Raw genomic sequence first — 22,415 nt, 5'->3', positions numbered from 1 at the left:
GAATCGCTCTCGCGTTCGATATAAGCCAGGCTCACTTGGATCACGAAGCTTGTCACATTTTTGGCACGCTGGCAGACGGAAATCTTGCCACCAGCGGACCGAAGCAACAACGCGCATTGCGCCAGGTCGAATCACGTCCGCGGTGGATCGCGTAAATTACAGGAAATCCAACGCGTCAAGGCCAATTTCTAAAGTCGCGCCTGACCCCAGGTCATCCTGTTGCGCGACAGCCGCAAGTTGGGTCCGGATGTTAGCAGGTACGTTACGTCAAACGAATTTCTCGTTTACGTTTGCGTCAACTCCCTGGGCATAAGCTCTTTCCATACGGGAGCTTGAAACGGGGGGGGACCACGATGACATTTCGGAACCTGATGGCCTGCGCATCGATCGCCAGCGTGGCGTTGACGACGACGGCGCTGGCGGGCGGATTTCAGCGCGGCACGGCCGACACGGATATCCTGTATGAATCGGGACCGTTCTCGATGCGGACCGGTCTGATCTATGTGAATCCGATGCGTGGGTTCGAGTCGATCAACGGCCAGAGCGGCGATTTCGGTGACTACGCCCAAGCTTACAACATTCCGACCTACGCGGTCGGTTTCGGCGGCGAAAATTTCGGATGCGCCGGTACCTACATCATCTCCTTCGCAGCAGATTCGGACTACACGGGCTCGCCCGGCGGCGCGCTTCCTGCCGGGCCTACGGCTGGATCGCGCACGCTGGCCAACGAGTTCGACTCGAACGAGTTTGGTATGACCTGCCGCGTCAGCTACGCCAGCGACATGGGCCGGTTCAGCCTGCTTGGCGGCGTGTTCGCCGAAGACTTCAATTTCCAGGGCAGCAGCGCTTCTTCCGTCCCGACGGGCCGAACCACTCCGCCGTCACTCGGGTCGCTGCCCATTTTCCTCCCGGTCCAGACCACTGTGGATACGCGCGGTGACTACGAATTCGGCTATCGGGTGGGGCTTGCCTATGAAAAGCCGGAGATCGCGCTGCGCGCCCAGGTTCTCTACCGCTCGGAAGTGACCCACGACACGTTTTCCGGCACCGGTACGGTAGCCGCGGCGGGCAACGCCTATGTCATCGGTGGCGGCGGCCAGCAGGTGGTGATTCCGAATGTCGCGCCGCCTGTCGGCACGCCGCTGGCTGTCGGCACGTCGAGCTTCAACGAGGTCACGAGCCCACAGAGCCTCTACATCAATGCGCAGACCGGCATCGCCGAAGGCACGCTGTTGCTCGGATCCTTCCGCTGGACGGACTGGAGCACCAACAAGTCGGCTATCAGTTCCATCACCACCGGTGGCGTGACCCGATCGAGCGTCTCGCCCTACAACTGGCGCGACGGCTATACCGCCTCGATCGGCATCGGCCGGGCCTTCACCGACGAGATCGCCGGCGCGGTCTCCATCGGCTACGACCGCGGTGTTTCGACTGGCTCCGAGACGACCTACACCGATCTCTACACCGTGGCCGGTGGCGTCTCGTTCAAGGCCAACAAGTGGAGCGAGATCCGCGTTGGCGGCCTGGTCGGCTACTGGACCGATGGCGCGCAGTCGATCAGCGACGGCGCCTATTTCAACGGCACCGTCGGTAACGACATCGTGCTGGCTGGAAATGCTTCGATCAAGCTGAATTTCTGACGCCGGAGCGGGGCCTTCCACAGAGCTTCATGGCAAGAGCGAACGACGAAAGGCGCGTCCGATGGGCGCGCCTTTTGGCGTTTGGCGCTCACTATTCGCTGCGCGAAATCGCCGCTGTGGGATCGCGGCAACACTATTGCAGGAGTGCATCGATTATAGTCGCCGGCGACACACAACGCCCCGTTGCCGCCACAAAACGCCGTCACCTCAACGGGTGTGGCCTGGGTCTGGTCGCGCGGCGGGTAAAGAGTACGAGGGGACGATGGACGCGCACGCAATCAACAAGAACAAGCTGCCCAGCCGACACGTGACCGAAGGTCCGTCGCGGGCACCGCACCGCTCGTATCTTTATGCGATGGGCCTGACCAAAGAGGAAATCCATCAGCCGCTGGTCGGCGTCGCCTCGTGCTGGAACGAAGCCGCGCCCTGCAACATCTCGCTGATGCGCCAGGCGCAAGTGGTCAAGAAGGGCGTCACGTCCGCCAAGGGCACGCCCCGCGAATTCTGCACGATCACCGTTACCGACGGGATCGCCATGGGCCATCAGGGCATGAAAGCGTCGCTGGTCTCCCGCGACCTGATCGCCGATTCCGTCGAGTTGACCATGCGCGGTCATGCCTATGATGCGCTGGTCGGGCTGGCCGGTTGCGACAAGTCGCTGCCGGGCATGATGATGGCGATGGTGCGTCTGAACGTGCCGTCCGTCTTCATCTATGGCGGCTCGATCCTGCCCGGAACGTTCCGGGGCCAGCAGGTGACGGTGCAGGACATGTTCGAGGCGGTCGGCAAGCATTCCGTCGGTGAAATGTCCGACGCCGACCTCGACGAAATCGAGCAGGTCGCCTGTCCGTCGGCCGGTTCCTGCGGCGCGCAGTTCACCGCCAACACCATGGCGACCGTGGCCGAGGCGATCGGCCTGGCGCTGCCCTATTCCTGCGGCGCTCCGGCGCCCTACGAAATTCGCGACAAGTTCTGTTACGCCTCCGGCGAGATCGTCATGGAACTCCTCGCCCGCAACATCCGGCCGCGCGATATCGTCACGAGAAAGGCGCTGGAGAACGCCGCGGCGGTGGTCGCGGCCTCGGGCGGCTCCACCAACGCGGCGCTGCATCTGCCGGCGATCGCGCATGAATGCGGCATCGAATTCGATCTGTTCGACGTCGCCGAGATCTTCAAGAAGACCCCCTATGTGGCCGACCTGAAGCCGGGCGGCCGCTATGTCGCCAAGGACATGTTCGAGGCCGGGGGTATTCCGCTGTTGATGAAGACGCTGCTCGAGCACGGCTATCTGCATGGCGATTGCCTGACAGTCACCGGCCGCACCATCGCCGAGAACATGGCGAAAGTCGCCTGGAATCCGGATCAGGATGTCGTGCGCCCGGCCGACAAGCCGATCACGGTGACCGGCGGCGTCGTGGGCCTCAAGGGCAATCTCGCGCCCGATGGCGCGATTGTGAAGGTCGCCGGCATGAAGAACCTGAAGTTCTCCGGCCCGGCGCGCTGCTTCGATTCCGAAGAGGCCGCTTTCGAGGCCGTCTCCAAGCGCGACTACAAGGAAGGCGAGGTTCTGGTCATCCGCTACGAAGGGCCGAAGGGCGGTCCGGGTATGCGCGAGATGCTGTCGACGACGGCGGCCTTGTACGGGCAGGGCATGGGCGACAAGGTCGCGTTGATCACCGATGGGCGGTTTTCCGGCGCGACGCGCGGCTTCTGCGTCGGCCACGTCGGGCCGGAAGCGGCCGTCTGTGGTCCGATCGCGCTTCTGCGGGACGGCGACATCATCACCATCGACGCGGTCGACGGCACACTGGACGTCGGCCTGTCGGATGACGATATGAAACAGCGGGCCGAGGGCTGGCAGCCACGGGAGACCGACTTCCAGTCCGGTGCCATCTGGAAATATGCGGAGCTGGTTGGAACGGCGCGCCACGGCGCGGTGACCCATCCCGGCGGAGCCGCGGAAAAACACTGCTATGCGGACGTCTAGACTGATCCTTTCGGTTGCGCTTGTCGCCACGGCTCTGGCCGGGGGCGGCGGGCGGAGCCTTGCTCTCGATCCGGCGGCGAAGGTCGATCCCGACGCCGGATCGCTGGAGCTGTTCTCCTTCGGCTTCAAGGCCTATAAGCGCGGCGAAAAGCTGGAGGCGTTCGAGGCCCTGCGCTTCGCCGCCGACAAGGGACATCCGGGCGCGCGCTGGAAACTCGGCAAGATGTATGCCGAGGGCGACGGCGTTCCGGAAAACGATTACGAGGCCTACAAGATTTTCGAGCAGATCGTCCGCGAGCAGGACGAGGACGGGGGCTTCTCCAACGCCGCATATGTCTCGAGCGCTGTCGTGGCGTTGGCCGACTACCTTCGGCGAGGGATTGCCAACAGCCCGGTCGCGGTGGATCTGCCGCGTGCCCGCCAGTTTTATTTTCACGCCGCCTCGTTCTTCGGCGACGCCAGGGCGCAGTTCGAACTCGGCCGCATGACCCTTCGTGGCGAGGGCGGCAAGGCCAATCCGCGTCAGGCGGCGCGTTGGTTGAAGCTTTCGGCCGACAAGGGGCATGTCGGCGCGCAGGCGCTACTGGGCTATTTGCTCTTCGACGGCCAGAAGATCTCGCTTGCCGCCGCGCCGGTGCGCGGGCTCGCAATGCTGACCATCGCGCTGCGGCGGGCATCCCCGCCGGATCAGGAATGGATTCGCGGGCTCCAGGAAGAGACGTTTTCGCTGGCCTCGGAAGCCGACAGGCGCACGGCGCTGGCGTATGCCGAGCAGCAGATGGCGTCCGCCGCGGGCGTCGTCAGCACCAAGAACTGAGCGTTCCCGCGCGACCACTTAGAATCGCTGGCGCTTTTACGATCCAGGCTGGTCGGCGAGTTCGATGATGACCGGGACGTGATCGGACGGCTTTTCCCAAGCCCTGACATGCTTGTCGATGCCGACGGAGACGAGACGCTCCTGTGCCTCAGGCGACAGCAGCAGATGGTCGATGCGGATGCCGTTGTTCTTTTGCCAGGCGCCGGCCTGATAATCCCAGAACGTGTAGGTGCCGGCCGCGTCGCTCGAGGCGCGCAGAGCATCTGTCAGACCCAGATTCGTTAGGCGCCGGAAGGCGGCGCGGGTCTCCGGCTGAAACAGCGCGTCGCCGAGCCAATTGTCCGGAAACGCCGCGTCGGCGCGCTGCGCAATGACATTGTAATCGCCGGCGAGCACCAGCGGCTCCTCGCGCTCCAGCGCGGCCCGTGCATGGGCGATCAGCCGCTCCATCCACGCGAGCTTGTAGGCGAATTTTGGCGTGTCGATCGGGTTGCCGTTGGGCAGGTAGAGCGAGGCCACCCGGAGCGGGCCGCTGTCGGTCTGCCAAACGCCTTCGATGTAACGCGCGTGCTCGTCGCTGTCGTCCCCCGGCAGGCCGCGACCAACCGCGGTCGGCGCCGTCTTCGAGAGCAGCGCGACGCCGTTGAAACCCTTCTGGCCGTGGGTTTCGACGTGGTAGCCGCGCTCCTCGATGGCCTGGCGCGGGAAATTCTCGTCGACGCTCTTGATCTCCTGCAGGCAGGCGATGTCCGGCGAACGCTCGTCGAGCCAAGCGAGGAGGGCGTCGAGGCGGGCCTTGACGCCGTTGATGTTCCAGGTAGCGATCAGCATCCTGGGGCGTCAGACCGAGAAGCTGGTGCCGCAGCCGCAGGACGCGACGGCGTTGGGGTTGCGGATCTGGAAGGACTGGCCCATCAGATCGTCGACGAAATCGACGACCGCCCCTTCCATATAGGCGAGCGAGACCTGATCGATCAGAACGCGCGCGCCGTCCCGCTCCAGAACCACATCGTCCTCTTCGTGTCCGCTGGTGAGGTCGTATTTGTAGGAAAAGCCCGAGCAACCGCCGCCTTCCACCGAAATGCGAAGGGAGTCGGCATCGTCGGTCTTCGAGAGGATCGCCGCGATACGTCGGGCCGCGGCCTCGGAAACGGTGACGGTATGGGTCGCTGTTTGGCTCATCTTGGCGTCCGGCGCGGATCAAAGGACCGCACCGCTCCTTGTTCGAGAACTGCCACTTAAGTATGGACCGGGAGGAAGCCGGTCAATCGGGACGGATCGTTTCCGCATGGATGAGACAGATTTCGCGCGGATCGGAATGGGTGGCTTGGGTCGCGCCGCCTATGCTGTGCGGCCGGAAGGCTCCCGCGGCAGGCTCTTCGCCGAGCCCTCAAGCCCCACCCGCACACCTTACCAGCGGGACCGCGACCGAATCGTCCACTCCACGGCGTTTCGCCGGCTGAGCCACAAGACTCAGGTTTTCGTCGCCGATGAAGGCGATCATTTCCGCACCCGACTGACCCATACGATCGAGGTGTCGCAGATCGCCCGCGCCTTTGCCCGCGCGTTGCGGCTCGATGAGGATTTGACCGAGGCGATCGCGCTCGTCCACGATTTCGGCCACACGCCTTTTGGCCATGCCGGTGAGCGGGCACTTGATCGCCGGATGCGAGCCTATGGCGGCTTCGACCACAACGCCCAGTCGCTCAGGATCGTTACGGCGCTCGAACGCCGTTATGCCGAATTCGACGGGCTGAACCTTGCATGGGAAACGCTCGAAGGGCTGGTCAAGCACAACGGTCCGCTGGTCGGTCCGAATGCTCCCAAGCAAGCGCCAGTGCCGAAGCCGATTGCCGATTTCGATGTGCTGTTTCCGCTCGATCTCGGCGGATTCGCCAGCCTCGAGGCGCAGGCGGCGGCGATCTCCGACGACATCGCCTATAATACCCACGATCTGGACGATGGGTTACGGGCCGGTCTCATCGACATCGCCGATCTCGGTGAACTGGAATTGGCGGGATCGATCCTCGACGATGTCCGGGCGGCCTATCCCGGCCTCGACCATGGCCGAATGGCTCACGAAATCCTGCGCCGCCATATCACCCGGATGGTCGAGGACGTGATCGGGACCGCGCTCGCCGGCATTGCGGGTCTCGCGCCGGCCGATGTCGATGCGGTGCGCGCGGCCGAGCGGCCGCTCGTCACCTTTTCGCCGCCGATGGACCGGGCGGTGAAGCAGACCAGAAAGTTTCTGTTTCAGCGCGTCTACCGCAACGATCACGTCATGCGGGTCATGCAGACCGCCGAGGGGATCGTCGAGGATCTGTTCGCGCGTCTGTTCGAACGACCTGACCTGATGCCGGGTGAGTGGAGCCGCGATGCCGACCGACTGCCGGAGGAGAAGCGGGCGCGCCGGGTCGCGGATTATTTGTCCGGGATGACCGACACATACGCCTTGAGCGCGCATCGGCGCCTGTTTGACGCGACGCCGCAATTGCGTTAGCCGGCCATTCCTCTTTACACAGCAGACGGTAAGACGCCCGGGCCGCGAATGCAGTCACCGGGCGCGCGGCCATGTCGGCCCGCCGGAACCAGTCGAGGCCAAGCATGAACATCTTCGCCGATTTCGAAGATAGGGTGAGAAAAGCGGTGGAAGCGATTCTGTCGGAACGCGAAACCGCTTTACCGGATTTGTCGCGGGTTACGGTGGAGCCGCCGCGCGACGCCAGCCATGGCGATCTTGCCACCAACGCCGCGATGGTCCTGGCCAAGCCGCTCGGCGTCAAGCCGCGCGAACTGGCGACCGAGATCGCCGCGCGCCTCGCCCGCGATCCGGACGTCGCGACCGCCGAGGTCGCTGGGCCAGGCTTTATCAATCTCAGGCTGCATCCGGGATTTTGGACCGGGCATCTCGCGGCTATTCTGAAAGCCGGCGGCGATTACGGCCGGGGGCCGGGGACCGGCCGCAAGGTCAATGTCGAATATGTCTCCGCCAACCCGACCGGTCCGATGCATGTCGGCCATTGCCGCGGCGCCGTGGTCGGCGACACGATCGCCAACATCATGGCCTTTGCCGGCGACGCGGTCACGCGCGAATACTACATCAACGATGCCGGCGAGCAGGTGAACGTGCTCGCCCGTTCGACCTTCTTGCGTTACCGCGAGGCTCTGGGCGAGACGATCGGCGACATCCCGGCGGGACTGTATCCTGGCGATTATCTCAAGCCGGTCGGCGAAGCGTTGAAGGCGGAATTCTCGGACCGCCTGCTGACGATGGACGAGGCCGAGTGGCTGCCGCTCGTCCGCAATCGCGCCATCGACGCGATGATGGCGATGATCCGGGCCGATCTGAAACTGCTCGGCATCGAACACGAGGAGTTCTTTTCCGAGCGGACGCTGCACGCCGACGAGGGCGGAAAGATCGCCTCGGCGATCGAGGATCTGCGGGCCAAGGGCTACATCTACCAAGGCACGTTGCCGCCGCCCAAGGGGCAGGCGCCGGAGGATTGGGAGGATCGCGAGCAGACCTTGCTTCGCTCCACGGAGGTCGGTGACGATCAGGACCGGCCGCTGGTGAAGTCCGACGGCCGCTACACCTATTTCGCCGCCGATGTCGCCTATTTCCGCGAGAAATTCGAGCGCGGCTTCGAGGAGATGGTCTACATTCTGGGCGCCGACCACGGAGGCTACGTCAAGCGCCTCGAAGCGGTGGCGAAGGCGATTTCCGGCGGAACGGCTGAGATCGACGTGGTGTTGTGCCAACTCGTGAAGCTGTTCCGCGACGGGGAGCCGGTGCGTATGTCGAAGCGCTCGGGTGATTTCGTGACGCTCGCCGAAGTGGTCGAGGAGGTCGGCCGCGACCCGGTTCGTTTCATGATGCTATTCAGAAAGAGCGACGCGCCGCTCGACTTCGACTTCCAGAAGGTGACCGAGCAATCCAAGGACAACCCGGTCTTCTACGTGCAGTATGCCCACGCCCGCTCGGCGGCGATCTTTCGCCAGGCGGCGGAGGTGGGGCTTCCGCTGCCCGATTTCCCGACGCTCGATGCCGGCGTTCTCGCCGGGCTTTCGGACGAGGGCGAGCTGGCGCTGATTCGCAAGCTCGCCGAGTTTCCTCGCCTCGTCAAAGCCGCGGCTGAGGCCAAGGAACCACACCGTCTGGCCTTTTATCTCTACGACCTCGCTTCGGCTTTCCACAGCCAGTACAATCGCGGCAAGGACTTTCCGGCCTTACGCTTTGTTAACTCTGAGGACGGCATGATAACTCAAGCGCGACTGGCGCTGGTCAAGGCCGTGGCGGTTGTTCTCGAAACCGGACTCGGCTTGATTGGTGCCGACGCACCGGAAGAAATGCGCTGATTCATCACGCTTTGGTCAAGTTCCTCTCCTAGCGGTTGATGACAGGGGCCGGCAGCCTCCGGAATGAGGGGAAGGGCAGGGTATATGTCGATGGCGGATACGACGAGTTCCAATCACTGGAGCGATCAGCAGGTCGACAATATCGAGGATGATCCTTTCGCCGAACTGTCACGGCTGATCGATGAGCCATGGGGCACGGAGCCAGTCAGCGACCGGCCGGACCTATCGGCATCTGCGCTGCAAGGCGGGGGAAACAGCATGTCCGTCGGCGGGGAGAGTGGCTTCTCCGCGCCCGAGGCGCTGAGCCGTCCGGCCGACGATGCGGCGGATTCGCTCGATCTCGACGTGGATGACATGGTCGGCGCGCTCGATGCGGAATTGAATGCATCATTTCTGGAGGAGGACGCGCGCGAATCGATGCAGCACTCCGTCCGATCCGCTGCCGCTATCTCCAATCCGCAAGTAATCGCGCCACAGGTGGCGAATCGGCGTGTGGAAGCCAGCGCTGGCGGTTTCTCCATGCAGCCGATCGAGGCGAGACCGGCCAGCGACCTGGAGGTTGCGTTGCGCGGCCTTTCGGCGCCGGTCAATCCTCGCGGAATCGCTTTGCAGCACAGTGAAGCCTTTGCACCGGCGCGGCACGATACGTCGCCGTCGTCGGACGTCGCCGACAAGCCCTTCGACGATTTCGATGAATTGATCGCCAGCGAACTCGCCGCAATGAATCCGGCGCCTCGGCCGGTTCCGGCGACGCCTGCCCCCGTCGACGGGGCGGACGCGGATGCTGGCGCGCCCCAAGGCCATGCAACTGCGCCGGTCCGGCATTCGAAGGCAGGTGAGGATGCTCCCGTCGCCAAGGTGCCCGCCGCCAAGATGAGAGGCGGATCTGCCGCCGCCGATACGATTTCAGCAGCATTCGCCCCGGCTGCGGCCAGCCGAACACGCTTTTCGCCCCGGATGCCCGGACTCGCCGCCAGCGTTGTGGCGATCGCCGTCGTTGGTGCCGCGGCGGCCTATTGGGTTTCAGGCGATGTTGTCGTTGGCTCCGGCGATCTGTTGATCGTGCGGGCTGATACCGACCCGGTCAAAGTGGCTCCGAAGGATCCTGGTGGCCGGGCAATCCCGAACCAGAACAAGGCGGTCTACGAACGCGTGCAAAGCGCCGACGCCGACATCGTCCCGGCGCAACAGACCCTCGTCACGGCCGCCGAGGAGCCGGTCGATCTTCCAGGCGTCGATCTGAACCCGATCAGCAGCGCGCGCGCCGCGGAGCCGGAGCGCATCGCCGATGCGGCGAATGACGGCTCGCCGATCGCGGTGCTGACGCCCCGCCGCGTGCGCACCATGACGGTTCGACCGGATGGAACGCTCGTCATGGCGAATACGGTTCCCGAGACCTCCATGGACGATATGCGCGGCAATGGAGCAGCGCTGATCGAGGCGTCATCCCGCTCGGTGGTTCCGGCCGAGGCGAACGCCAGCGTCCTCGTTCAGCCGTCGTCGGGCGTGCCCGTGCCGGCCATACGACCGGGAAGCGACAATGCCGCCCCGGTCAGGGTTGCCGCGGTAACGACACCGGAACCGATGTCGTACGCGGGGGGCTCGACGGCCGTTGCCGCCGTGGAGACGAGCGCGCTTGAAACGGTGGGATCGATCGCAGCCGCTCCCGCGACGACGCCGGCCCCCGCAGCCCAGACCCCGGGCGCCGACGGCTATTTCGTCCAGATCTCGTCGCAGCCAAGCGAATCCGCCGCCAAGCAGACGTCGCAGACGCTCGGGCAGCGCTATGCCGAGGTCATCGGCCAGCGTGATCTCGTGATCCAGTCGGCGGACATCCCCGGTAAGGGGACCTACTATCGCGTGCGGATCGCGACCGGCTCGAAGTCCGAGGCGTCGACGCTATGCACCGAGTTGAAATCGGCCGGCGGCAGCTGCTTCGTGGCGCGCTGAGCGCCAGCGCTGTCACGCTTGTCGGCGGGGCGTCCAGCCCGGCCGCTTTTACCCATGACCATATCGAAGGACGGACCGGCCGCACAGCCGCGCCGTCCGCTCTTGCATCGGAGATACGGATGAGCGGATCGAAGGCCTGGATCGCAGCCCCGGCGGCGCCTCGACTGAGCGCAGACGAGCGCAGGTTCTTCGCCGACGAGAGTCCGTGGGGGTTTATCCTCTTTGCGCGAAACGTCACGGAGGCATCCCAGCTTGAGGATCTGGTCGCGGAACTGATCGAGCTTGGCGGCCGAGCGACAACGCCGATCTTCATCGATCAGGAGGGCGGGCGGATTCAGCGTTTGAAGCCGCCGCTCGCGCCACAATATCCGCCGGCGGCCACGATCGGAGAGGTTTATGCGTCCGATCCGGAGGCCGGGCAACGTGCCGCCTGGCTGCAAGGCCGTCTGCTTGCCGATGATCTGATGGCCTACGGCATCAATGCCGATTGCATTCCATGCGTCGACGTGCCGACGGCGGATGCGCACTCGGTGATCGGCGACCGCGCCTATGCGACGAACCCGGAAGCGGTGGCGACGCTTGGCGGGGCCGCCGCGGACGGCCTTCTCGCCGGTGGCCTGTTGCCGGTGATGAAACATATTCCCGGCCATGGCCGCGGCAATGCCGACAGCCATCTCGCGCTGCCGGTGGTCGCCAACACGCGCGGTGAGCTGTCACGCACCGACTTCGCCCCATTCCACGCGCTTCGAAGGCTGCCGGCGGCGATGACCGCGCACATTCTCTACAGCGCCATCGATCCGGTGCATCCGGCGACCTTGTCGTCTACGGTCATCGAAAGCGTTATCCGCGAGGAAATCGGGTTCGACGGCCTGTTGATGAGCGATGACATCTCGATGAAGGCGCTCGCGGGCGATCTCACCGACCTCAGCCGCAGGGCGCTCGAAGCCGGCTGCGACGTGGTCCTGCACTGCAATGGCGATTTCGACGAAATGCGAAAAGTCGCAGCCGCGGCGCGGCCGTTGTCCGGCGACGCCCAGCGGCGGGCCGTTGAGGCGGAATCGGCCATTTCGGCTCGCGGGACGGGCGGCGATATGCCGGCATTGCGAGCCGAATACGACGAATTGGTGGGGGCTTCCGTCTGACGCGGAACCACTGGAAGAGGCTGCGGTTGTCAGCCCGAACCTTTTTCCTGCGAAAGAAAATCGGTCACGCATAGGAAATCGGATCGCGTCGATCCTATTTCATCTGGATCTGGGCGGTAGACGTCGCAAGCGTGTCGGGTAGACCGTCGAACGCGGTTGCCGTTCCAGTGGCGACCGGTTACCGAGGTCGCGAATTAGCGGGCCTCAAGGCTTCGCTGGACGAACCGACGGACAGGCCGAAGCGTGCAGGACCACCAGAGCACAGCCACCGCTCCATCGACAAAGGGCTCCGGACGCACCAGTGCCGGCGTCAGCTTCGCCGCGCGTCTTGCCTTCGAAGACATCGTCCACACCGTTGGGTCGACCACGATCCTGTCGGGGATCAACCTGGCGGCCGAGCCTGGCGAAATTCTCTGCCTGCTCGGGCCCTCCGGCTCAGGCAAGACGACGATGCTGCGAATCGCTGCGGGAATTGAGCGCCAGAGCGCCGGCCGCCTGATGCTCAATGGCCAGGAGATTGCCGGTCCCGACGCGTTCGTGCCGCCGGAAAAACGCGGTATCGGCCTGATGTTTCAGGATTTTGCTCTGTTCCCGCACATGAGTATCGCCGAGAATGTCCGCTTCGGCCTGACGGCGCTTTCGGGTGCGGCGGCGAAGAAGGAGGCGATGGTGGCGCTCGAGCGGGTCGGGCTTGCCGACGTCGCCCGCCAATATCCGCACACCCTGTCGGGCGGCGAGCAGCAGCGGGTGGCGTTGGCCAGGGCGCTGAGCCCGCGCCCGACGGTCCTGTTGATGGACGAGCCATTTTCCGGCCTCGACAGCCGTCTCAAGGATGTCGTGCGGACCGATACGCTGCAGATCCTGCGCGAAAGCCGCGCGACGGCGATCATCGTGACGCACGACGCCGAGGAGGCGATGCGGATGGGCGACCGAATCGCGCTCCTGCGCGACGGTCGGCTCGTCCAGGTGGGGACCGCCGCGGAACTCTATAGCCGCCCGGCCGATCTTTTCACGGCCGGCTTTTTTTCCGAGCTTAACGTCATCGACGGGGAAGTCCGCGGGGGCCGTGTCGTCACGGCGCTCGGCCCGGTCGCGGATTCGCCTTTGTCTGACGGTACGCCGGTGACGGTGGCGTTGCGCCTCATGGGCTTGCGCCTGGAGGAACAGCCGAGCGGCGTCCTCGGGCGTATCGTCGCCCGCCGTTTCCTCGGCGGTGTCGACCTCATGACTGTCGCGATCGAGGGGCTCGATTATCCGCTCCGATCGCGCATGCGCGCCGGAATCGTACCGGACGGTAAACGCGATGTCGTTGTTTCCGTTGATTTGCAAGACGTTATCGTGTTTGAAAAGACCCCAGATCATCGTTAGCTTGGCGGGAGCGAACGGCTCACGCGTTCCATGGAGAATTGTTATGGGTAGCTTCAGCATTTGGCATTGGCTCATCGTCCTTGCGGTCGTGCTGCTCCTGTTCGGTCGCGGCAAGATTCCCGAGTTGATGGGCGACGTCGCCAAGGGCATCAAGAGCTTCAAGAAGGGCATGTCGGACGAGGACGCCGAAAAGGCAGAGACGGCGCAGGAGCGCCGGACACTCGATCACACCGAGGGCGACGTGGTACGGCACGAAGTGGCGACGAAGAAGACGGTCAACTGATCGTCTGATCGTTCTGCCGTCTGGCGACCGGGCCCTGTCCGTGCCCGCTCGCCATTTTTCCTGGTTGTCGCTCTCGAGGCCTTGCGATGTTTGATATTGGTTGGGCCGAACTGATGATGGTCGCCGTGGTCCTGGTGGTCGTCGTCGGCCCTAGGGATCTGCCAAAAATGTTGCGCACCTTCGGGCGCACGACCAAACAATTGCGCTCGATGGCCGGGGATTTTCGCCGGCAGTTCGACGACGCGTTGCGCGAAGCCGAACTCGATGACGTGCGTTCGACGGTGAGCGATATCCGCAAGCTCGATCCGACCAAGGACGTGCGCGCGGCGATGAACCCGATGAAGGCGGTCGGGGATGAGATTCGGTCATCGCTCAAGGCGGCGGCCAGCGCGCCGGAACCAAAGGTTCCAAGCCCGACGGCTCCGGCGATAGCGGAAAAACCCGACAAGGCTGGCGCGACCGCAAAAACCGAAGGCTCCTCGGCGACGCCTGCTTCGGACGCAAAGCCGGCTGCAACCTCCGGTGACGCAAAAATTGCCCCGGTCAAGCGCGCGACCAAAGCCAAGCCTGCCGCCAAGGCTAAGCCTGCGGCCAAGGCCAAAATCCCCGCCAAGGCCAAGCCGACTGCGAAAAAGACAACCGAGGACGTCGCGTGACACGCACTGACAGCGATATCGAGGCCTCTTCGGCTCCATTGATCGACCATCTCATCGAATTGCGAACGCGGTTGATCTGGAGCATCGCCGGATTCCTCGTAGCATTCATTTTCTGCTTCTTTTTCGCCAAGCAGATCTTCAATTTCCTCGTCGTCCCGTATCAGACGGCGACGATCTGGGCCGGGATCGACGACCGCCAGGTCGAACTGATCTACACCGCGCCGCAGGAATTCTTTTTTACCCAGGTCAAGATCGCGGCCTTCGGCGGCTTCTTCATCGCCTTCCCGCTGATCGCGGCGCAGATCTACAAATTCGTGGCACCCGGTCTTTATCGCGAGGAAAGGGGCGCTTTCCTGCCGTTTCTGGTGGCCACGCCGCTCCTGTTCCTGCTTGGCGCGGCGCTGGTCTATTACTTCTTTACCCCGATGGTGATGTGGTTCTTCCTGTCGATGGAGCAGTCCGGCACCGAGGAGGGGCAGGCGGCCATTCAACTCCTGCCGCGCGTGTCGGAATACCTGTCACTGATCATGACGCTGATCTTCGCGTTCGGATTGGTGTTCCAGCTTCCGGTGGTTGCAACCTTGCTGGTCAGGGCCGGGATCACCTCCGCCGACGGTCTCGCCTCGAAGCGCAAATACGCCATCGTGATGGCATTCATCGCCGCCGCGATCTTGACCCCGCCCGATCCGATGTCACAGATCGGCCTTGCCCTGCCGACGATCCTTCTCTACGAGGTGTCGATCTTTGCGGCGCGGATGATCGAGAAAAAGCGGGCCGAAAAACTCGGTGAGAGCGAGACGTAAGGCCGACCTCGACGTCTTGGAACCGGTCCCGTCGCTTACCGGTCGGGAACGGGGATTACATGCTCGACATCAGATGGATACGCGAGAATCCGGAAAAACTGGATGAAGCGCTCGCGCGCCGGGGTGCCGCGCCGGCTTCGGCCGAGCTGATCAAGCTCGACGAGGCCCGTCGCGAGCATCTGACGCGGCTTCAACAGCTTCAGGGCCGGCGCAACGACGCCTCGAAGGCCATTGGCAAAGCCAAGGGCTCAGGCGATTCCGGCAAGGCCGACGAACTCATTCGCGAGGTCGCCGAGATCAAGGCGGCGATCCAGGAGGGCGAGGAGACCGAGCGGCGTATCGACCAATCGCTCGATGATGCGCTTGCGCGCATTCCAAACCTGCCGGCCGACGATGTTCCGGTCGGGCTGGACGAGAGCGCCAATGTCGAGATTCGTCGGTTTGGCGACAAGCCGGAATTCGGCTTCGAGCCGAAGGAACATGACGAACTCGGCGAAGCGCTGGGCATGATGGATTTTGAACAGGCGGCGAAGATCTCCGGCGCACGCTTCACCATCCTGCGAGGCGGGCTGGCCCGTCTAGAACGGGCGCTCGGGCAATTCATGCTTGATCTCCATACCGGCGAGCACGGCTACGAGGAGGTGGCAACGCCGCTGCTGGTGCGTGACGAGGCGCTGTTCGGTACTGGCCAGCTGCCGAAATTTTCCGAAGACCTCTTCCACACGACCGCCGGGAGCTGGCTGATCCCGACCGCCGAGGTGCCGCTGACCAATCTCGTGCGGGAACAGATTATCGACGCGGCCGACCTGCCGACGCGGGTGACGGCGCTGACGCCATGCTTCCGCTCTGAAGCGGGCTCGGCCGGCCGCGACACGCGCGGCATGTTGCGCCAGCACCAGTTCTACAAGGTCGAGTTGGTATCGATCACAGCTGCCGAGACCTCCGTCGACGAGCACGAGCGTATGACGGCTTCGGCCGAGGAAGTGCTGAAGCGCCTCGGCCTGTCATACCGCGTCGTCACGCTGTGCGCGGGCGACATGGGATTCTCGGCGCGCAAGACCTACGATATCGAGGTCTGGCTGCCGGGGCAGGGCGCCTATCGGGAAATTTCCAGCTGCTCGGTCTGCGGCGATTTCCAGGCGCGGCGCATGGGAACGCGCTACCGTACGGACGGCGAAAAATCGCCGCGCTTCGTCCACACGCTGAACGGCTCCGGCGTGGCTCTCGGGCGCGCGTTGATCGCCGTGATGGAAAATTATCAGAACGCCGACGGAAGCATCACCGTGCCCGAGGTGATCCGACCGTATATGGGTGGAATCGAACGGATCGAGAGGCCGGCCTGATGCGACTCCTGCTCACCAATGACGATGGCATTCACGCCGAGGGCCTCCAGGTCCTGGAGCGGATCGCCCGGACGATGAGTGACGATGTCTGGGTCGTTGCGCCCGAGACCGACCAGAGCGGCCTGTCGCACTCGCTGACGCTTTCCTCACCGCTGCGTTTGCGCAAGATTTCAGAAAAGCGGTTCGCCCTCTCCGGCACACCGACCGACTGCGTCATCATGGCGGTCAAGCGGCTGATGGATTCTCCGCCGGACATGGTGTTGTCAGGGGTCAATGCCGGCCAGAACATTTGCGACGACGTCACGTATTCCGGTACCGTGGCCGGGGCCATGGAAGGCACGATGCTCGGGCTGAAGTCGGTGGCGCTGAGTCAGCAATTCACCCGTGGCGGCGACCGTGAGACATTATGGGAGACGGCCGAGCAGCACGCCCCGGCTGTCCTCGATTTGCTTGCGGAGTATCAGATTCCACCCGGCCATCTCGTCAACGTCAACTTTCCGGCGGTGCCGGCCGATGCGGTCCGCGGGGTGGAGGTCACCCGCCAGGGCAAGCTCGACTATTCCCTCGGCATGGAAGAGCGTCGTGACGGCCGCGGCTTTCCGTATTTCTGGCTGACCTTCGGGCGCCAGGCGGGGGAGGAAGTCGAGAGTTCCGATATCGCGGCTTTGTCTGCCGGAAAAATCTCGGTGACGCCGCTCCATCTCGATCTCACCGCCCACGCGCTGCGCGAGGGTCTCGGAGACTTGTTTCGGTGAGGTCGGAGGGCCGGGACCGCGAGGACCTCGCGGCATTTCTCCTGAGCCTGCGCACCCGGCGGATTGCCGATCCCAAGCTGCACGAGGCGATCGAAACGGTGCCCCGGCGTTTCTTCCTGCCTGACGGCATCGACAATGCTTATGAAGATCGGTCGGCGCCGCTCGATTGCGGGGAGACCATGCCCGGCGCGCTTTTCGCGGTCCGGCTGGTGTCGGCGCTGGAGATCGAGGCGGACCATCGGGTCCTAGAGATCGGAACCGGCAGCGGCTACGTCACTGCGCTGATAGCGCGTCTTTGCGCCCATGTCACCTCGTTCGATCGCTACAGGCGGCTGGTGGAAGCGGCGAGCCGGCGCTTGAAACTGGTCGGTGTGAGCAACATCTCCCTGTTTCTCGAAGACGGCAGCGACGGCTTCGCCGCCGGGGCACCCTTCGATCGGGCGATTGTTCACGCTGCCTTTCCGACCGTGCCGCGCCTGTTTCTCGACCAAATCCGTCCGCACGGGGTGCTGATCTGCGCGCTCGGCGAGGGAGGTGGAGAACAGGCGCTGGTGCGCCTGCGCAAGGTGGGCAGCCGCTTCGAGCGCGAGGATCTCGGTCCGGTCCGCTACCAGCCGCTGGTGTTCGGCACGGCCGAGATGCTGTAGCTGGGCCGTTACTTTCAAGCCGCTCGCTGGGGCTGCTCCACAAGAAATAACGTCGGCCGCCCGGTGATTTAACCCGGCAGTAATATTAACGCGCTTCAATGGTCTCGAGAGTAATCCCGCGTGCTCAAGGGACGACGATGCGAATCAATGTGCTGAAATCTCTGCGACTCCCGATGGCTCGCTCCGTTGCGGTGGTCGCCCTGGTGGGGTTTGCCGCTGGATGTAGCTCCGATGTGGCGCGCTTCGATGACGGCTTCTACACTGGAGCCGTCCCGCAGATGCCCACCCGCACGGCGGCTGTCAGCCAGCCCTATCCGGGTGATGTCGATCGGATGAATACCGCCGGTATCAGCCGCTCATCGGGATATGCGCCGTCGTCCAGCCGCGCACCCACCGCTTCTGTGCAGCGCAACACGCTGCCGCCGCCACCGCCGCCCGCCTATCAGGCCTCCACTCCCGCCTACCAAGCCTCCACTCCCGCCGCCGTGGCGCCCTCTGCGTCCCAGCCGACGACACGGGGCACGCCAGCATCGACATTGGGAGACCAGGCGGCGCGAATCGCCCAGCCCGCGCCACGGCACTCCGAGAGCGGTGCGAAAGTGACGGTCGAAAGTGGTGACACGCTGTTGTCGATCGCACGGCGCACCGGCGCTTCGGTTTCCGACATCAAGCGTGCGAACGGTCTCGACGACAGCACGATTCGCATCGGTCAGACGCTCACCGTCCCCGGTGCAAATGTCGCTGCGACGAAGGTCGCCAGCGTGGAAGCCAAAGCAGCTGCGCCAACGAAGGAGGTCGCCAAGCCGCGGACCGAGAGCGCCGCGCCCGAGCCCTATACGCCGCCGGCGACAGCCGAGAAGGCTGCCCGCCCGTCTGCCGAGACCGCCTCGAAGCAACCGCAGCCAGTGACCACCGTCAGCCAGGAAGTCGAATCCACGGTCGCGGCCATCGCGCCCGATGCGACCGGCATCAGTCAGTTTCGCTGGCCGGTCCAGGGTCGGGTGATCAGTCGTTTCGGTGAAAAGGTGGGGTCGCGACGCAACGATGGCCTCAACATTTCCGTGCCGCGCGGCACTCCAGTCAAGGCGGCCGAGAACGGTGTGGTGATCTATGCCGGCGACGGCCTCAAGGAATTCGGTAACACCGTTCTTGTGAAACACGACGACGGCCTCGTGACCGTCTATGGCCATGCCGACTCGATCTCCGTCGAGCGGGGCGCCAAGGTGAAGCGTGGCCAGGAAGTCGCCAAATCCGGCATGAGCGGTGACACGGACGTTCCGGTTCTGCATTTCGAAGTGCGCAAGAACTCCGCGCCGGTCGATCCTACGAAGTTTCTGCAATAAGCGCCGACCTCCAGGCGTTCGACGGCCCGGTCCTGCGTTTCGGCGCGCGGCCGGGCCTTTTCCGTTTCATATGGTTTGATATCGCGCGGCCAGGGACCTGTGCGCTCAAACCGTTCCGGTCATAGCGGAGCCTTGTGCGGCCAATTGTCTGCCGCACCGACGCGTCACTGAAGGTTGGTATCGTGGCCTTGCTGAACGGCCGGGCCCATTTGACCTGATAGCGGACAGACAGGAGGCCCGGTTAGGCTTGTCCGTGCAGAATCATCTCAGATGTCGATGATGAATGGCATTGATTCCAATAAGATACCGCGAGATGTGGGGGGATCGGTTCTCACCCTTTGTCATCCCGCCTCTAGCTCTTGGCGGAGACGACCCTGTTGCGGCCCGAGCGTTTGGCCTCGTAGAGGGCGGCGTCGGCGGCCGCGATCAATTCATCGGCGCTCTTGCCGGCATCGGCGCCGGCCACTCCCGCACTGAAGGTGACGTGGAACGGTTCGTCTGGACCGCGCATCGGGATGTCCGCAAAATGCTCGCGAATTCTGTTCATCACGGCATTCGAGGGTTCGATCGGCGTGTCCAGCAGGATCACGCCAAACTCCTCGCCTCCATAGCGCGCGACGACGTCGATATGGCGGAGCCCGCCGACCAGCGAGTGAGACAGCGTCTGGATGACACGATCGCCCACCTGATGGCCTTTCGTGTCGTTGACTTGCTTGAAATGATCGATGTCGAGCAGACAGACGCTGAACTGCGAACCGGTACGCCGACAGCGCTCCAACTCCACCGCGACGCGATCTTTGAACCGCGCATGGTTCAAGAGTCCGGTGAGACTGTCTCGCTCGCCGATCTGGCGCAGGGCGACAGCCCGTTCGGCGCGCATCCGCACGAGCGATGCAAGGTGATCGAAGCCGACGGATTTGTTGATGAAATCGTCGCCGCCAAGTTTGCGCGCCTGGCGCTGGCGCTCGACATCCTGCTCGGCGGACAGGAAGATGATCGGAAGCGACAGGTTGCGGCGCGATTGGCGAATGATTTGCGCGACCTCCATCCCGTCCGCGACGGGCATGTGCATGTCGAGAAGTATGAGATCGGGCGTGTTGCTGCTGATTTCTTCCAGTACGCGGCTCGGGTCCGTCAAGATCCGCGCACGCATATCGGCCGCTTCCAAGGCGAAGGCGAAAGCTTCGGCGGCGATTTCGTCGTCGTCGACGATTAGGATGGAAAGAGGCTCGGCCTCGCCAGTATCGTAGTCGTCGAGCCAGGCGCCTAGCTCGACGGTGTCGAGAGGCGTCGACAAGATGGCTTCGACGCCGGCGCGTGCCGCCGCCAGCTTGAATTCGAAGCTGGTCTCGTCAGCGAGCAGGATGACACGGTGCCTGGCCGATTGCTTGCGTGCCAAGGTCAAGTCGGGATCGACCTGCGTGTTGATGAGAACCGCGACGCACGCGTCTTCGGTCTGATCACCACGTCCGTCGACCGGTCGATAGCCCAAGCCCGAGATCATCGATGCGCATTGCTCGGTACGGGCATCCTCCTCGAAGAACCTGATGCATTTCCGAATGGCCGCACCCTGGGAGGACATTCCGCCGCGGTCCTGATCCTGCTCGTCGAGCCGCGCCACGTCGATGAGTTTACTATCCAAGAGCATCAGCCGAATACCTCAAGAACCGTCGGATCTCGGGCCATCGCTTGGCCCTTCGGGTACGTGGCATCCGGCTTCATCGCCAAGAATCACGCGTCTTATTTCGGGGACGATTGTTTCAGCGAGGTCCCTAAGATCCGCATCGCTGCGGTGAGAAAGAACAAAATGCTCCAGTTCGCTGGCTCGCGGCGTCAGGGCACTGAAGTCGAAGATGCCAGCTCTGCCCGCCATGCGATGGGCGATTTGCCCGATCTCTTGGCGAACCTCTGCCTTGTCTCCAGGTTCGGCCAGGCGACCGGCCAATCTTTCCAGTTCGGAAGTCTGAAGGAGCGTATCCTCAATGAACCGCCCCTTCAGCGCCGCCATTCTGGCTTCCATCGATGTCGCCGGAACATTCGAAGGGTTCATTCCGAGCCCTCCAGGAATTGGACGCCGATATCGTTTCCGCTCTGCCATTTCGTTTCGACGGCACGTTTGCTGCCGGATCCGACAACGAGGAGGTCGAATCGGTCGGGCGCCGCGAAATAGATGTCGACCCGCAATAGGGCGCCCGAAGCGGAGAGATTGCGAACAGTGCAGTCGATGACCGCGTCGCCTTGCCGGAGATACATCGTTCCCCGTTGAAGACCCGCTGGCGGCGTTCCGCGCGTCGCTCGTCCCGTTCGTTGATCAGTGAGGGCTCGGCACGATCGCGCTCAGGGGGATGGGGATGCATCCGGCTGGCTGGAGGCCTCCAGCGATCCCGTTGCCTCTGCAAACGCGATACCAAATGGCTTCCCATTCGCAGCGGCTGTATCGAGCGCCTGCTGCGCAGCCTGGATGAGAGCGACCGGATCGGCCCCATCGGCGGGAGACATCGCCGCGCCGATGGCTGGAATGATCTGGACGACGCTACGATCCAGATTGACCTCCAGTGTAAGCTCTTGTGCCAATCGACGGCAGCACTCGGAAATCGCTCGCGCGTTGACGTCGCGGTCGATCAGATAGAGAAAACTGTCATCACCGAGCGATCCGCAGAGGTCGCCCGCGTGGGTGGCCAGATTGAGCCGTTTGGCAAAGTTGTGCAGCAGCCGATCGCCGGCGATATGTCCCAAGCTGGCCCGGATCTGCGCCAGGTTGCGAAGCTTGATGAGAACGACGCCGAAGGCGGAAGGCGTGCCTCTGCCGGTGAATTCGCCCAAGCGCTCCTGCATGAATTGCGCGCCGTACAGGCCGGTGACGTTGTCGAACTGCAGGCGCTTTTTGATGAGATCGGCTTCGATGGTTTCCGACTGCGCCTTTTTGCGTGTGCCGACCGCCGAGCGGATCGCCGTCACCAATTCGTGCTTGTTCAGGTCGCGTTTTGAAACATAGTCGCTGAATCCACTGCGAAACGCCTTGACCGCTGTTCGCTCGCTTCCGCCACCCGTCAACATCACGATCGGCGGGGCATTGGGAATCGTCGCCCGTATCGTCTCCGCGATATTCAGCCCGTTCTCGGTGCCGAGATTATAGTCGACAAGGACACAATCGATTGGATCCCCCTTGAGGGCACGCAACAGTTGCGGACCATCGGACGTCTGGGTGATTTCCATATCTCCGTCATGACCCAGCATGGCGGAAATATACTCCAGAAAAATCGGATCATCGTCCAAAACGGCTAGCTGTATCGAACTTGCGCTTTCCATTGGTCAGCAATCC

21 protein-coding genes are annotated in these 22,415 nt (G+C 63.6%); 15 read left to right on the top strand and 6 right to left on the bottom strand.

Going from position 1 to position 22,415, the window contains the following annotated elements; translation table 11 throughout:
* The first annotated feature begins 353 nt into the window (after nucleotides 1-353).
* The 3 genes from VSX60_RS04390 (at nucleotide 354) to VSX60_RS04380 (ending at nucleotide 4,444) form a co-directional block, all read left to right on the top strand.
* Nucleotides 354-1,640 (top strand): long-chain fatty acid transporter, encoded by a 1,287-nt coding sequence (locus VSX60_RS04390; protein WP_327622932.1) that lies wholly within the window; start codon nucleotides 354-356, stop codon nucleotides 1,638-1,640.
* Nucleotides 1,641-1,902: 262 nt separating this feature from the next.
* A complete protein-coding gene (gene ilvD / locus VSX60_RS04385) occupies nucleotides 1,903-3,627 on the top strand; it encodes a dihydroxy-acid dehydratase (protein ID WP_327622931.1) in 1,725 nt (574 codons plus the stop codon).
* Nucleotides 3,614-4,444, top strand: coding sequence for a tetratricopeptide repeat protein (locus VSX60_RS04380; protein WP_327622930.1), 831 nt, complete (start codon nucleotides 3,614-3,616; stop codon nucleotides 4,442-4,444). Before ilvD ends, VSX60_RS04380 begins: the two co-directional genes overlap by 14 nt.
* 36 nt (nucleotides 4,445-4,480) lie before the next feature.
* On the opposite strand, the gene xth is transcribed toward VSX60_RS04380, so the two are convergent.
* Both xth and erpA read right to left on the bottom strand, forming a co-directional pair.
* On the bottom strand, nucleotides 4,481-5,275 hold the full coding sequence (xth, locus tag VSX60_RS04375) for an exodeoxyribonuclease III (protein ID WP_327622929.1): 795 nt from the start codon (nucleotides 5,273-5,275) through the stop codon (nucleotides 4,481-4,483).
* 9 nt (nucleotides 5,276-5,284) lie between these two features.
* On the bottom strand, nucleotides 5,285-5,626 hold the full coding sequence (gene erpA / locus VSX60_RS04370; protein WP_327622928.1) for an iron-sulfur cluster insertion protein ErpA: 342 nt from the start codon (nucleotides 5,624-5,626) through the stop codon (nucleotides 5,285-5,287).
* Between the two features lie 106 nt (nucleotides 5,627-5,732).
* Here erpA and VSX60_RS04365 point away from each other — a divergent pair, with 106 nt between their 5' ends.
* The 12 genes from VSX60_RS04365 to VSX60_RS04310 all read left to right on the top strand — a co-directional run bounded on the left by VSX60_RS04365 (nucleotide 5,733) and on the right by VSX60_RS04310 (nucleotide 19,093).
* Nucleotides 5,733-6,947 (top strand): deoxyguanosinetriphosphate triphosphohydrolase, encoded by a 1,215-nt coding sequence (locus tag VSX60_RS04365; protein ID WP_327622927.1) that lies wholly within the window; start codon nucleotides 5,733-5,735, stop codon nucleotides 6,945-6,947.
* Between the two features lie 104 nt (nucleotides 6,948-7,051).
* On the top strand, nucleotides 7,052-8,803 hold the full coding sequence (argS, locus tag VSX60_RS04360; RefSeq protein ID WP_327622926.1) for an arginine--tRNA ligase: 1,752 nt from the start codon (nucleotides 7,052-7,054) through the stop codon (nucleotides 8,801-8,803).
* A 90-nt stretch (nucleotides 8,804-8,893) separates the two neighbouring features.
* Nucleotides 8,894-10,753: an SPOR domain-containing protein gene (locus VSX60_RS04355; RefSeq protein WP_327622925.1), complete on the top strand. Its 1,860-nt coding sequence runs from the start codon at nucleotides 8,894-8,896 to the stop codon at nucleotides 10,751-10,753.
* Nucleotides 10,754-10,872: 119 nt separating this feature from the next.
* Complete coding sequence (gene nagZ / locus VSX60_RS04350; protein ID WP_327622924.1) at nucleotides 10,873-11,895, top strand: beta-N-acetylhexosaminidase; 1,023 nt, start codon at nucleotides 10,873-10,875, stop codon at nucleotides 11,893-11,895.
* A gap of 243 nt (nucleotides 11,896-12,138) precedes the next feature.
* A complete protein-coding gene (locus VSX60_RS04345; RefSeq protein ID WP_327622923.1) occupies nucleotides 12,139-13,263 on the top strand; it encodes an ABC transporter ATP-binding protein in 1,125 nt (374 codons plus the stop codon).
* A 43-nt stretch (nucleotides 13,264-13,306) separates the two neighbouring features.
* Nucleotides 13,307-13,546: a twin-arginine translocase TatA/TatE family subunit gene (locus VSX60_RS04340; protein WP_327622922.1), complete on the top strand. Its 240-nt coding sequence runs from the start codon at nucleotides 13,307-13,309 to the stop codon at nucleotides 13,544-13,546.
* A gap of 86 nt (nucleotides 13,547-13,632) precedes the next feature.
* Entirely contained in the window at nucleotides 13,633-14,202 is a 570-nt protein-coding gene (gene tatB, locus VSX60_RS04335) for a Sec-independent protein translocase protein TatB (protein WP_327622921.1), read from the top strand.
* The gene (gene tatC, locus VSX60_RS04330) at nucleotides 14,199-15,005 is read left to right on the top strand and encodes a twin-arginine translocase subunit TatC (RefSeq protein ID WP_327622920.1); all 807 of its coding nucleotides are present in this window, start codon (nucleotides 14,199-14,201) and stop codon (nucleotides 15,003-15,005) included. The genes tatB and tatC overlap by 4 nt, the downstream gene beginning before the upstream one ends.
* 59 nt (nucleotides 15,006-15,064) lie before the next feature.
* Entirely contained in the window at nucleotides 15,065-16,348 is a 1,284-nt protein-coding gene (gene serS / locus VSX60_RS04325) for a serine--tRNA ligase (RefSeq protein WP_327622919.1), read from the top strand.
* Nucleotides 16,348-17,103: a 5'/3'-nucleotidase SurE gene (gene surE, locus VSX60_RS04320; protein WP_327622918.1), complete on the top strand. Its 756-nt coding sequence runs from the start codon at nucleotides 16,348-16,350 to the stop codon at nucleotides 17,101-17,103. The genes serS and surE overlap by 1 nt, the downstream gene beginning before the upstream one ends.
* The gene (locus VSX60_RS04315; protein ID WP_327622917.1) at nucleotides 17,100-17,750 is read left to right on the top strand and encodes a protein-L-isoaspartate(D-aspartate) O-methyltransferase; all 651 of its coding nucleotides are present in this window, start codon (nucleotides 17,100-17,102) and stop codon (nucleotides 17,748-17,750) included. The genes surE and VSX60_RS04315 overlap by 4 nt, the downstream gene beginning before the upstream one ends.
* A gap of 173 nt (nucleotides 17,751-17,923) precedes the next feature.
* Nucleotides 17,924-19,093: a peptidoglycan DD-metalloendopeptidase family protein gene (locus VSX60_RS04310; RefSeq protein ID WP_327622916.1), complete on the top strand. Its 1,170-nt coding sequence runs from the start codon at nucleotides 17,924-17,926 to the stop codon at nucleotides 19,091-19,093.
* Nucleotides 19,094-19,445: 352 nt separating this feature from the next.
* On the opposite strand, the gene VSX60_RS04305 is transcribed toward VSX60_RS04310, so the two are convergent.
* From VSX60_RS04305 to VSX60_RS04290, 4 genes are all read right to left on the bottom strand, one after another.
* On the bottom strand, nucleotides 19,446-20,735 hold the full coding sequence (locus tag VSX60_RS04305; RefSeq protein ID WP_327622915.1) for a GGDEF domain-containing protein: 1,290 nt from the start codon (nucleotides 20,733-20,735) through the stop codon (nucleotides 19,446-19,448).
* Between the two features lie 18 nt (nucleotides 20,736-20,753).
* Nucleotides 20,754-21,143 (bottom strand): Hpt domain-containing protein, encoded by a 390-nt coding sequence (locus VSX60_RS04300; RefSeq protein WP_327622914.1) that lies wholly within the window; start codon nucleotides 21,141-21,143, stop codon nucleotides 20,754-20,756.
* Entirely contained in the window at nucleotides 21,140-21,346 is a 207-nt protein-coding gene (locus VSX60_RS04295) for a PilZ domain-containing protein (protein WP_327622913.1), read from the bottom strand. The genes VSX60_RS04300 and VSX60_RS04295 overlap by 4 nt, the downstream gene beginning before the upstream one ends.
* A gap of 84 nt (nucleotides 21,347-21,430) precedes the next feature.
* Nucleotides 21,431-22,402 (bottom strand): GGDEF domain-containing response regulator, encoded by a 972-nt coding sequence (locus VSX60_RS04290; protein WP_327622912.1) that lies wholly within the window; start codon nucleotides 22,400-22,402, stop codon nucleotides 21,431-21,433.
* Between the last annotated feature and the right edge of the window lie 13 nt (nucleotides 22,403-22,415).

Source organism: Aurantimonas sp. A3-2-R12, assembly GCF_036016755.1.
In the GTDB taxonomy this organism is placed as follows: domain Bacteria; phylum Pseudomonadota; class Alphaproteobacteria; order Rhizobiales; family Rhizobiaceae; genus Aurantimonas; species Aurantimonas coralicida_A.
Note: the sequence above shows the minus strand (reverse complement) of the source record. Positions and strands in the feature narration are given on the sequence as shown.

Bases quoted from the DNA above. Each gene is read 5' to 3' on its own strand.
- argS (WP_327622926.1), top strand. From the start codon at position 7,052: ATGAACATCTTCGCCGATTTCGAAGATAGGGTGAGAAAAGCGGTGGAA.
- VSX60_RS04390 (WP_327622932.1), top strand. From the start codon at position 354: ATGACATTTCGGAACCTGATGGCCTGCGCATCGATCGCCAGCGTGGCG.
- VSX60_RS04290 (WP_327622912.1), bottom strand. From the start codon at position 22,402: ATGGAAAGCGCAAGTTCGATACAGCTAGCCGTTTTGGACGATGATCCG.
- serS (WP_327622919.1), top strand. From the start codon at position 15,065: ATGCTCGACATCAGATGGATACGCGAGAATCCGGAAAAACTGGATGAA.
- tatB (WP_327622921.1), top strand. From the start codon at position 13,633: ATGTTTGATATTGGTTGGGCCGAACTGATGATGGTCGCCGTGGTCCTG.
- VSX60_RS04295 (WP_327622913.1), bottom strand. From the start codon at position 21,346: ATGTATCTCCGGCAAGGCGACGCGGTCATCGACTGCACTGTTCGCAAT.
- VSX60_RS04340 (WP_327622922.1), top strand. From the start codon at position 13,307: ATGGGTAGCTTCAGCATTTGGCATTGGCTCATCGTCCTTGCGGTCGTG.
- ilvD (WP_327622931.1), top strand. From the start codon at position 1,903: ATGGACGCGCACGCAATCAACAAGAACAAGCTGCCCAGCCGACACGTG.
- erpA (WP_327622928.1), bottom strand. From the start codon at position 5,626: ATGAGCCAAACAGCGACCCATACCGTCACCGTTTCCGAGGCCGCGGCC.
- VSX60_RS04310 (WP_327622916.1), top strand. From the start codon at position 17,924: ATGGCTCGCTCCGTTGCGGTGGTCGCCCTGGTGGGGTTTGCCGCTGGA.
- VSX60_RS04355 (WP_327622925.1), top strand. From the start codon at position 8,894: ATGGCGGATACGACGAGTTCCAATCACTGGAGCGATCAGCAGGTCGAC.
- surE (WP_327622918.1), top strand. From the start codon at position 16,348: ATGCGACTCCTGCTCACCAATGACGATGGCATTCACGCCGAGGGCCTC.
- VSX60_RS04300 (WP_327622914.1), bottom strand. From the start codon at position 21,143: ATGAACCCTTCGAATGTTCCGGCGACATCGATGGAAGCCAGAATGGCG.
- VSX60_RS04365 (WP_327622927.1), top strand. From the start codon at position 5,733: ATGGATGAGACAGATTTCGCGCGGATCGGAATGGGTGGCTTGGGTCGC.
- VSX60_RS04380 (WP_327622930.1), top strand. From the start codon at position 3,614: ATGCGGACGTCTAGACTGATCCTTTCGGTTGCGCTTGTCGCCACGGCT.
- xth (WP_327622929.1), bottom strand. From the start codon at position 5,275: ATGCTGATCGCTACCTGGAACATCAACGGCGTCAAGGCCCGCCTCGAC.
- nagZ (WP_327622924.1), top strand. From the start codon at position 10,873: ATGAGCGGATCGAAGGCCTGGATCGCAGCCCCGGCGGCGCCTCGACTG.